Source organism: Anaeromyxobacter sp. PSR-1, from assembly GCF_000964525.1.
Taxonomy (GTDB): Bacteria; Myxococcota; Myxococcia; order Myxococcales; family Anaeromyxobacteraceae; genus Anaeromyxobacter.
On the sequence record NZ_BAZG01000171.1, the window covers coordinates 1 to 9,693 of the forward strand.

Annotated in this window: 10 protein-coding genes and 1 pseudogene; 5 read left to right on the forward strand and 6 right to left on the reverse strand. The window is 75.3% G+C overall.

Features of this window, described 5'->3' with window-relative positions; genetic code table 11:
* On the reverse strand, positions 1-1,248 hold a 1,248-nt coding region (argH, locus tag PSR1_RS18700), incomplete at its 3' end, for an argininosuccinate lyase (RefSeq protein WP_059438958.1).
* A gap of 118 nt (positions 1,249-1,366) precedes the next feature.
* Here argH and PSR1_RS18705 point away from each other — a divergent pair.
* The gene (locus PSR1_RS18705; RefSeq protein ID WP_059438950.1) at positions 1,367-1,777 is read left to right on the forward strand and encodes an OsmC family protein; all 411 of its coding nucleotides are present in this window, start codon (positions 1,367-1,369) and stop codon (positions 1,775-1,777) included.
* Between the two features lie 96 nt (positions 1,778-1,873).
* On the opposite strand, the gene PSR1_RS18710 is transcribed toward PSR1_RS18705, so the two are convergent.
* From PSR1_RS18710 to PSR1_RS18720, 3 genes are all read right to left on the reverse strand, one after another.
* A complete protein-coding gene (locus tag PSR1_RS18710) occupies positions 1,874-3,781 on the reverse strand; it encodes a TIGR04551 family protein (protein WP_059438951.1) in 1,908 nt (635 codons plus the stop codon).
* A gap of 157 nt (positions 3,782-3,938) precedes the next feature.
* Positions 3,939-4,343, reverse strand: coding sequence for a methylmalonyl-CoA epimerase (gene mce, locus PSR1_RS18715; protein WP_012528154.1), 405 nt, complete (start codon positions 4,341-4,343; stop codon positions 3,939-3,941).
* Between the two features lie 70 nt (positions 4,344-4,413).
* Complete coding sequence (locus PSR1_RS18720) at positions 4,414-5,961, reverse strand: transglutaminase family protein (protein ID WP_059438952.1); 1,548 nt, start codon at positions 5,959-5,961, stop codon at positions 4,414-4,416.
* A gap of 73 nt (positions 5,962-6,034) precedes the next feature.
* Between PSR1_RS18720 and PSR1_RS18725 the strand changes: the two genes are divergently transcribed.
* Together PSR1_RS18725 and PSR1_RS18730 are read left to right on the forward strand one after the other, a co-directional pair.
* On the forward strand, positions 6,035-6,640 hold the full coding sequence (locus PSR1_RS18725) for a nucleoside recognition domain-containing protein (RefSeq protein ID WP_059438953.1): 606 nt from the start codon (positions 6,035-6,037) through the stop codon (positions 6,638-6,640).
* The gene (locus PSR1_RS18730) at positions 6,637-7,179 is read left to right on the forward strand and encodes a spore maturation protein (protein ID WP_059438954.1); all 543 of its coding nucleotides are present in this window, start codon (positions 6,637-6,639) and stop codon (positions 7,177-7,179) included. The genes PSR1_RS18725 and PSR1_RS18730 overlap by 4 nt, the downstream gene beginning before the upstream one ends.
* 1 nt (position 7,180) lies before the next feature.
* Here PSR1_RS18730 and PSR1_RS18735 read toward each other — a convergent pair whose 3' ends face one another.
* Positions 7,181-7,921, reverse strand: coding sequence for an acyl-[acyl-carrier-protein] thioesterase (locus PSR1_RS18735; protein ID WP_059438955.1), 741 nt, complete (start codon positions 7,919-7,921; stop codon positions 7,181-7,183).
* Between the two features lie 124 nt (positions 7,922-8,045).
* Here PSR1_RS18735 and PSR1_RS18740 point away from each other — a divergent pair, with 124 nt between their 5' ends.
* Both PSR1_RS18740 and PSR1_RS18745 read left to right on the forward strand, forming a co-directional pair.
* Positions 8,046-8,780: a hypothetical protein gene (locus PSR1_RS18740; RefSeq protein WP_059438956.1), complete on the forward strand. Its 735-nt coding sequence runs from the start codon at positions 8,046-8,048 to the stop codon at positions 8,778-8,780.
* Positions 8,777-9,379: a DUF938 domain-containing protein gene (locus tag PSR1_RS18745; protein ID WP_059438957.1), complete on the forward strand. Its 603-nt coding sequence runs from the start codon at positions 8,777-8,779 to the stop codon at positions 9,377-9,379. Before PSR1_RS18740 ends, PSR1_RS18745 begins: the two co-directional genes overlap by 4 nt.
* On the opposite strand, the pseudogene PSR1_RS18750 reads toward PSR1_RS18745, so the two are convergent.
* Positions 9,376-9,693, reverse strand: a pseudogene (locus tag PSR1_RS18750) (molecular chaperone DnaJ); the annotation flags it as partial. The gene PSR1_RS18745 and the pseudogene PSR1_RS18750 sit on opposite strands and share 4 nt — an antisense overlap.

Below are 9,693 nucleotides of genomic sequence, written 5' to 3' on the forward strand. Positions count from 1 at the left end.
CCACTCGGCCGCGGTGAGGCGCGCCATGGGCCGCCCCTCGCGCGCGGAGAACGCCGCCGCCTTGCCCACCGCCTCGTGCGCCTCGCGGAACGGGACGCCGCGCTCGACCAGGTACTCGGCCGCGTCGGTGGCGAGCGCCTCGCCCGAGCCGAGCGCCTCCTCCATGCGCTCGGCGTGGAACGTGGCGGTCTCGACCGCGCCGGCCACCGCGTCGGCGGTGAGCACCAGCGCCTCCGGCCCGCCCAGCAGCGGCCGCTTGTCCTCCTGCAGGTCGCGGTTGTACGAGAGCGGCAGGCCCTTCAGGATCGCGAGCAGCGCCACGAGGTCGCCCAGCGCGCGCCCGGCGCGGCCGCGGGCCAGCTCGCCCACGTCCGGGTTCTTCTTCTGCGGCATGAGCGAGGAGCCGGTGGCGAACGCGTCGGCGAGCGTCGCGAAGCCGAACTCCTTCGTGGTCCAGAGGACCAGCTCCTCGCCGATGCGCGAGAGGTGCACGGCGGCGAGCGCGCACGCGAACAGGAGCTCGGCGGCGCTGTCGCGGTCGGAGACCGCGTCGAGCGAGTTGTGCGTCACGCCGGCGAGCCCGAGCCGCGCGGCCACCGCCTCGCGGTCGAGCGGCAGGGTGGTGCCGGCGAGCGCGCCGGAGCCGAGCGGCGAGATCGCGGCCCGGCGGCGCACCTCGGCGAACCGCTCGCGGTCGCGGCCGAACATCTCCACGTAGGCGAGCAGGTGGTGCGCGAGCGAGACCGGCTGCGCGCGCTGCAGGTGCGTGTAGCCGGGCAGGATGGTCCGCTCGTGCGCGCGCGCCTGGCCGAGGAACGCGCGCTGCAGCCGCTCCAGGGCGGCGTCGCAGCGATCGCAGGCGCCCACGATGAAGAGCCGCTCGTCGAGCGCCACCTGGTCGTTGCGGCTGCGGCCGGCGTGCAGGTAGCCGGCGTCCTTGCCGACCAGCTCGCCCAGGCGCCGCTCCACGTGCGTGTGCACGTCCTCGAGCGCCGGGTCGAAGCGGATCTTGCCGGCGACGAACTCGGCCCGGACCTGGTCGAGCGCGGCCACGATGCGGCGGGCCGCCGCCTTCGGCACGATGCCCTGCGCCGCCAGCATGGACACGTGCGCCTGGCTGCCGCGGATGTCCTCCGCGTACAGCGCGCCGTCGTCCTGGATGGACACCGAAAGGGCCACGAGGCGGGGATCGGCCTCGCCGGCGAGCGCGGCCCGGGACACGGGTTTCGCCTTCGAATTCGCTCTCATGCGGGGCCGGAGACGCTATCACACCCGGCCGCCGCCCAGGAACCTCCGCGCAGCGCGCGGGCTCTCACCTCCCGAGCTCCGGATCCCGGCGCGACACCTTCCAGGAGAGAGGCGTCAGATGGCCAGCGAGACCTTCGTCACGTTCCCCGGCGGCAAGCGGGTGGACACCAGGATCGGCAACCACGTCATCCGCACCGACCAGCCGGTCGCGAGCGGCGGCGAGGACTCCGCCCCCTCGCCCTTCAACCTGTTCATGGCCGCCATCGGCACCTGCGCCGGCATCTACGTGCTCGGCTTCTGCCAGAAGCGCGAGCTGCCCACCGACGGCATCCGCCTCCGGCAGCGGGCGCACTTCGACCCGGAGACGGGCGTGCTCGCGCGCGTCGAGCTCGACATCGAGGTCCCGCCCGCCTTCCCGGAGAAGTACCGCGAGGCGCTGGTCCGCGTGGCGGACCAGTGCGCGGTGAAGAAGGCGATCCAGGCGCAGCCGGTGTTCGAAGTCCGGACGGTGGTGGCGGGCAACCCGTAGCGAGGGCCGCACCCCTCCCCGGCCCGCGGCTGCGCCGCCTCCCTGCTGGATGGTTCCGCTCGCCCCTCGACGGGCTCGGGGCGAGCGGGCCCTCTCCTAGAACTTCGCCGCCATCCCGAAGCTCAGGACCCAGCCGCGCGAGAGCGAGTTGCCCAGGCCGCCGAAGGGCTGGAGCACGCCGCCCTCGGCCCAGGTCATGAAGCCGTTGCCTGAGTCGAGCGTGAGGCGCCCGTCGGCCTCGATCGCGAGCGGCTTCTTGCCCTGCTTCTGGAGCACGTAGGCGCCGTCGGCGCTGGTGGTGTCCTCCGCCACCGCGCTCGGGACCGACGCGCCGGACATCGCCTGCGAGTAGACGAGCGCGGTGTCGAGCGCCAGGCCGGGCAGGATGTCCCAGCGCAGCGACGGCTTCAGGTACCAGGCGTCGGTCACCTGGCCGATGATGTGCCGCCACAGGATCAGGTCCACCCGGTAGGCCGGGTTGAAGCGGAAGTTGCGGATGGCGCGGTCGCCGGGCTGGCCGAACTGCGGGCCGTCGATGGAGCCGTACGGCGGGAGGATGGTGTTGCCGCTCGCGTCGGTCGCCTTGCGCTCGGTGTCCACGCCGAAGCCCGGGGCCGAGTCGCCGCTCGCCACGCCCAGCTCGGCGCCGAGCGTCACCTTGTTCGGGATGGCCTTGTAGCGCGCGGTCAGCGTGGCGGCCCACTGGCGCAGCAGGACGCGGCCGAGCGACGAGATCACCTGGCGGGTGGCGTCGGTCGCGTCCGGCACGTACTCGAACGCCTCGCCGATGTGGCCGTAGACGCCGACCGTCTCCAGCTCGAGGTGCCAGCGCTGGGTGACGAGGCGGGCCCAGAAGTCCGCCACGTGCGTGTACGCGTTCCGCTTCACCTTGTCCGGCTCGGTGGCCGGATCCCCGGTGTCGCCGTAGGACCCGTCGTAGCCCTGCGTACGCCAGGTCGGGTAGGTCCAGCGCTGCGTCCGGTACAGGTAGTACAGGCCGTAGTTGAAGGAGCTGGCGTTGCGCTCGACCTTGCGGCGGATCTCGTCGTCGGTGTCGAGGCGCGCGATCTTGAGCGCGAAGGAGCGGGCGTCGTCGCCGGACTCGGCGTCGAACGGCTGGCCCAGGCCGGGGCCGAAGTGCGGATCCGGGTGGAGCACGCCCTCGGAGTCGAAGTCCAGCATGGGCACGAAGCTGAGCTTCCCGATGGGCGTGGTGACCGGCGGGAGCGCGAACTGGATGCGGTCCACCGTGTCGCCGTAGTCGTCGTCGATCTTGCTGCCGGCGCTGGTGAGGATGCCGAGCCCCCACTCCGACGGCATGCGGCCGAAGCTGAGCAGGCCGACCGGCGTCTGCACCTCGGCCCAGGCGCGCTTCGGCTGGATCGCGTCGCGATCCGCGCTCGCGTCACCCTTCGAGAGCGCGCGCGACGAGCCGTAGAACGAGGCGGTGTACGGGGAGTGGTGCGCGTCGAACAGGTCGCTGTTCGACGAGCCGAGCACGTAGTTGTCGAGGACGTCGATCTGCGCCTTCACGCGGACGCGCTCGGAGATGTTCAGCGTGGGCTCGGCGCGCAGGCGCATGTTGGCCGACGCGAGCGAGCCGCGGTTCGTGCCCTGGAGCGGCTTCGGGAAGTAGCTGTGGCCCGCGGAGTCCACGCCGCCCAGGTCGAGGTTGTCGTAGAGGTCGCCACGCAGGCGCAGGTAGCCGTCCAGCTGCAGGAACTCGAGCTTGGGCCCCTCGGCCACGGCGCCCATGAACTCGGCGGCCGACTGCGCGCCCTGGATCTCGGCGCGGACCTCGTCGCGCAGCTCCTCCTTGGCCTTCTCGACCGCGCGCTGGATGGCGGCGCGGGTCTTCGCGTCCAGCTCGGCGTCCTTGGGCGCCTCCGCGGCGGGCTTGGCGGCCTCCGGGGCCGGGGCCGGCGCGGATCCGGTCGCCTGCGCGCGCGCCGCGCCGGGGAGGAGGAGGAGCGCCGCGAGCGCGGCCGCGAGGAGGCGGGACATGTGTGCGACCCCTTCCGAAGAGGAACGGCTGGATAAAACACGCGCCTTGGTCGGGGTCAATGGTTGCGACGAGGCCTGCGCCCGCCGGCCTCGGCCGCTCATCCCGAGCGTAGCCCGCACCGTCCGGTGCGGGCGGAGTCGAGGGAGGGCTGCGGGGTCAGTGCCCGCCGCCCTCCTTCAGCTCCACCAGCACGCCGCGGCTGCCCTTGGGGTGGACGAACGCCACCCTGGAGCCCCCCGCGCCCGGGCGCGGCACCTCGTCGAGGAGCGGCGCGCCCTGGGCCTTCAGCGCCGCCATCGCCCTGGCGATGTCCGGCACCTCCAGGCAGACGTGGTGCAGCCCCTCGCCCCGCTTCTCGATGGTCCTCGCCATGGGGCTGTCGGGCCCGGCCGGCGAGACGAGCTCGATGCGCCCGGCGCCGTGGCCGAAGATGGCCACCCGGACCTTCTCGGTCGGGACCTCCTCGATCTCGGGCTCGGGCAGCCCGTAGACGTCGCGGTAGAGCTTCACCGCCGCGTCGAGGTCGGACACCAGGATGGCGACGTGATCGAGACCGGTCATGCGCGCTCCCTCGGGGAAGGTGGGGGCGCGAGTAAACCGCAGCCGGAGGCAGGCCGCAACGCGCGGAGGGCTACCTCGCGCCCTTCACGTCCACCTTCTCGACCTTGAGGGCGCCGAGCAGGCCCACCGCGTCCTCCTGCCCGCCGGTGCCGAGCGCCACGTGCGTGGCGTCCGCGACCGGCTGCCCGAAGATCGGGTCGATGGCGATCCACTCGCCGGCGCTCCGCACCTCCGCCCAGGCGTGCCAGTACAGCGCGTCCTTGCCGTCGGCGTAGCGCGCGTACACGAGCCCGTAGACCTGCCGCGCGGGGATGCCCAGCGCGCGCGCCAGCGCCACGGTGAGCACGGCGTGCTCGGTGCAGTCGCCCTTCCGCGCGGCGAGCACGTCGCTCGCCCGGTCGTTGCTCGCGCCGTAGGCCTTCTCGAGGTGCTCGTTCACCCAGCGCGCCAGCGCGAGCGAGGCCTGGTACGTGCCGCGCGCGTCGCCCGCCGCCTGCTTCGCCAGCGCCGCGATGGCGGGCGCGTCGGAGTCCACCTGCGGGGTGGCGGCGAGGTCGTCGCGGCTCGCCCCCTCCCCCGCGCGCGCGAGCGGCGTGTCCTTCGCAGGATCCGCCGCGGCCGGCGCCTTCGCGGTGATGGTGAGGAGCGTGGTGCCCTCCGGCCCGCGCTCGTACCGCTGGCGCGCGTCCGGCTTCTGGAACGCGGCCGGGAGCCCCCGCAGGCGGTAGGTGATGGTGGCCGGCACGGTGCGCGGCAGCGCCTTCGGCAGCGGCACGCGGCCGAGCGCGAACAGGTCCACCTCGTCGAGCCGCTGCGCGCGGTCGGACGGCTCGGGGCGGCCCACGATGGCGTCGCCGAGGTGCCACTCCACGATCCGGCCGTCGTCCGCCACCTTGTACTGGATGGCCACGCGGTCGCCGATCTCCGACTCCTCGACGACCGAGACCTCCTCCTGCACGCCCGCGCCGGCCACCGGCTCCCGGCGCACGAACACGTGCTGCACCTCGCGCACCCGCAGCTTGAGCAGGTCGAGCTGCTTGCCGCGGACGGCGCTGCGCCGCGCCGCGGCGAGCCGGACGCCGTCGGCCATCTCCGCGGTCTCGGCCACGCCCTCCAGCTCCTGCTCGCGCATGCCGTCGGCCGCGGTGACGGTGAGCTTGCAGCGGTCCTTCGCGCAGGTGCCGGTGAGCGTCCGCTCGCCGCCGTCGCCGGAGAACGCCGCCTTGAAGCCCACCAGCCGGCCGCCGGCGCGCGCCTCCCAGACGCGCTCCTCGCTCTGGCGCCGCTCCACCGTGTTGCCGCCCACGTTCACGCGCAGCAGCATCTCGCTCCGCCCGACCAGCACGTCGCGCCCGTCGCGCAGCTCGCGGGCCAGCTCGACCTTGCTCCAGCCCGCCTTCTGGCCGACGAGGTACAGGCCGAACCACTCCGGCCCGGCCGGCCGCGGCACGGTGAGCACGTCGGCGAGGTCCCCGGACCCGGCGGCCAGCGCCGCCTGCGGCGGGCGCGGCGGCGCCTTCACCGGCTGGGGCCGCTGCTCGGGGCAGGCGGCGAGCGCGAGGGAGGTCGAGCAGCAGAGGGCGACGAGGGCGAGGCGCGCGGGGGTCGGGGTCGTCATGGAGGCGTTCCGAGGAACGCCGCTGTTCTACCAAAAACTCGCCTTCGGGATCGGGCCGGCCAGAATCGCCGCGATGGGCGCGATCTGGACGGTGCTCCTGGGGGCCTCCCTGGTCGCCGCGGCGGTGAACGGGCGGATGGGCGCGCTCACCGCGGCGGCGCTGGACTCGGCCGCGAAGGCGGTGACGCTCTCGCTCGGCCTGGCCGGCGCCATGGCGCTGTGGCTGGGCCTCATGAAGGTGGCGGAGGAGGCCGGGCTCGTCCGGGCGCTCGCCCGGGTGGCGCGGCCGGTGCTCGTCCGGCTGTTCCCGGAGGTGCCGCCCGACCACCCGGCCATGGGCGCGATGCTCATGAACCTCTCGGCGAACGCGCTCGGCCTCGGCAACGCCGCCACCCCGTTCGGCGTGAAGGCGATGCAGGCGCTCGAGGCGCTCAACCCGCGCAAGGGCACCGCCTCCGACGCGCAGGCGCTCCTGTGCGCGCTCAACACCGCCTCGGTGCAGCTCGTCCCCGCGAGCGTCATCGCGCTCCGCGCCTCGGCGGGCTCGCGCGCGCCGGCGGAGATCCTCGGCGCCACGCTCTGCGCGTCGGCCTGCGGGGTGGTGGTGGCGGTGCTCGCCGCGAAGGCCCTCGGCCGGCTCTTCCCGGCGCCGGCCGCGGAGCCCGGGGCGGCGCCGTGATCCGGGCGGCGCTCGACGTCGTCTCCACCTGGGCCATCCCGGTGCTGCTGGCGGGGATCCCGGCGCTGGCGCTCGCGCGCGGCGTGAAGGTCTATCCGGTCTTCGTGGAGGGCGCGAAGGAGGGCTTCGCGACCGCGGTGCGGATCATCCCGGCGCTGGTGGCCATCTTCGAGGCGCTGGGGATGCTGCGCGCCTCGGGCGCCATGGACGCGGCGGCCGCCGCGCTCGCGCCGGTCACCTCCGCGCTCGGCCTGCCCGCGAGCGTCCTGCCGCTGGTCCTGGTCCGGCCGCTCTCCGGCGGGGCGGCGCTGGGGGTCGTCGGGGACGTGCTGCGCAGCGAGGGGCCGGACGGCTACGCCGGGCGGCTCGCCTCGGTGATGGCCGGCTCCACCGAGACCACGTTCTACGTGCTGGCCGTGTACATGGGCGCGGCGGGGATCACCCGCTACCGCCAGGCGCTCCCGGCCGCGCTGCTCGCCGACCTGGCCGGCTTCGCCGCGGCGATCGTGACGGTGCGGCTGCTGCTCGGCGGCCCGTGAGCTACCGCGGCACCCAGCTCGTGGTGATGCGCGCCAGCTCCTTCTCGTCCTCCTCGCGCACGATGGCGTGCGCGAAGGCGCCGGGCCCGGTGCGCGCCAGGCGCGAGAGCACCGCGCTGCCGTAGTGGCACTCGGCGAGGTACTGGACCTCCAGCGCCGCCACCCGCGAGCCCGTGTACACGTCCTTCGGGATGGCCTCGAGCGCCCAGGCGACGTAGCTGCCGTTGTTCACGTGCAGGTTGAGGTCGATGTCCTGGTAGCGGACGTGGAAGCGCTTCTGGAACTCCCAGGTGCGCAGCTCCGGCAGCTTGCCCGGCGCGACGTCGATCACCGGCTTGCCGAGCTCGCGCGGGAAGCGCGCGTCGAGCGCCGTCTCCGGGCGCACCGGCTTGCGCGTCTTCACGTCCAGCACGAACCACTGGGTGGTGCCGCGCGCCACCTCGGCGCCGTCCCGCCGGCGCACCACGAAGTCGCGGAGCGCGGCGAGCCGGTCCACGCCGACCGGCCAGGTCTCCACCTCGAGGACGTCGCCCAGCACGATGGGCACCGGCATCTCGGTCCGCTGCCGGACCAGCACCCAGGTCAGCCCCTTCTCCATGAGCGCGTCGATGCCGACGCCCAGCCGGCCGGCGTGCAGGCCGGCGGCCTCCATCAGGAAGCCGGTGAGCGCGGGCGGCGCCAGCGTCCCGAACGCGTCCACCTCGTAGCTGTGGACCGCGAACGACTCCTTGAAGGTCTCCATGCCGCGGCTCTCTATCCGATGTGCGGGCGGAAGGGAACGGCGCCCGGGCCGCACGATCCGACCGGGGCCGCGGCGCCGGTCCGCGGCTTGACGCGACCGGTCGCGTGGGCTGAACTCCGGCGCGATGGCGGACGGGCGGCCCCAGGCCGGCGAGGTGGGCGCGCGGGCGCCGCGGCGCGACGTCCGCTGCGGCGACGGCGTGGCGTTCCTGCGCGAGGCGGCGCCGCTCCCGCCGGACCACGCCCTCGTCACCTCGCTGCCGGACGCCTCGGAGCTGCCCGCCCTCGGCGCGGCGGGCTGGGAGGCGTGGTTCGTGGACGTCGCGGCGCTCGCCTGCGCCGCGGTGGACCCCGGCGCGCCGGCGGTCTTCTACCAGACCGACGTGAAGCGCGACGGCGCCTGGGTGGACAAGGCGCACCTCGTGGCGCTCGGCGCGGCGAGGGCCGGCGCGCGGCTGCTCTTCCACAAGATCGTCTGCCGCGTGCCGCCCGGCACCGCCACCTTCGGCCGGCCCGCCTACGCGCACCTCCTCTGCTGCGCGCGCGCGCTCCGGCTCGACCCGGCCCGCGCCACCCCCGACGTGCTCCCGGCGCTCGGGCAGATGCCGTGGCCGCGGGCCATGGGCGCCGCGGCCTGCGAGGCGGTGGCGCGGTTCCTCCTCGCCGACACGGCCTGCCGGACCGTGGTGGACCCGTTCTGCGGGCTCGGCACCATGCTGGCGGTGGCGAACGCGCACGGCCTGGACGCGATCGGCGTCGAGCTGTCGCGGCGGCGCGCCGACCGGGCGCGGCGCCTCCACGCCGATCCGGGCGGGCGGCTGCGGCTGCTCCCGCGCGCGCCCGGGGACGGGCCGCCGTGAAGCGGACCGCGAAGCTGGCGCTGCGCAACCGCGAGGCGCTCGCCGCCGCGCTCGACGAGTTCCTGCCCGAGACCGGCGAGGTGCTCGAGCTCGGGAGCGGCACCGGCGAGCACGCCGTGTTCCTCGCGGCCCGCTTCCCCGCGCTCGCGTGGCAGCCCTCGGATCCGGATCCCGAGGCCCGCGCCAGCATCCGCGCCTGGGCGAAGGAGGCGCGGCTCCCGAACCTGCGCCCGCCGCTCGACCTCGACCTCGTCGCGCCGGCCTGGCGGCGCCGGCGCGCCGACGCGGTGCTGTGCGTGAACGTGCTGCACGTCGCGCCGCCGGATCGCGCCGCGGCGCTGTGCCGGGGCGCGGCCGAGGTGCTGCCGGCGGGCGGCGTGCTCTGCGTGTACGGCCCGTTCTCCCACCGCGGCGCGCCGCTCGCCGGGCGCCTGGCGCGCTTCGACGCGGAGCTGCGGGCGCACGACCCGGCGCTCGGGGTGCGCGAGGTGGAGGCGCTCGCCGAGGAGGCGGCGCGCGCCGGGCTCCGGCTCGAGGCCGAGCTGGAGCTGCCCGCGGTCGAGGGCGACCGGCTGCTCGTGTTCCGGCGCGCCGGCTAGCCCGCGAACCGGGCGTTGTGGAGCGCCATCCGGCGGCGCAGCTCGTCGAGCGCGGCGGCCGTGACGAGCCCGCGCTCCACGAAGTACTCGCCGATGCGGCGCTGCTGGCGGAGCTGGCGCCCGAGCAGCGCGAGGAGCTGGAACGAGGTGAGGTAGCCGTGGCGCACGGCCACCTCGCCGAACGGGACCGCGCGCCCGCCGGCGCGGCGCAGCTCGAGGATCCGCGGCACGTCCTCGGGGCGGAGGAAGCCCCAGTCCACCGCGAGGCGGCCGAGCGGCGGCCGCTGCGCGCGCTGCCAGGCCACCGCCTCGAC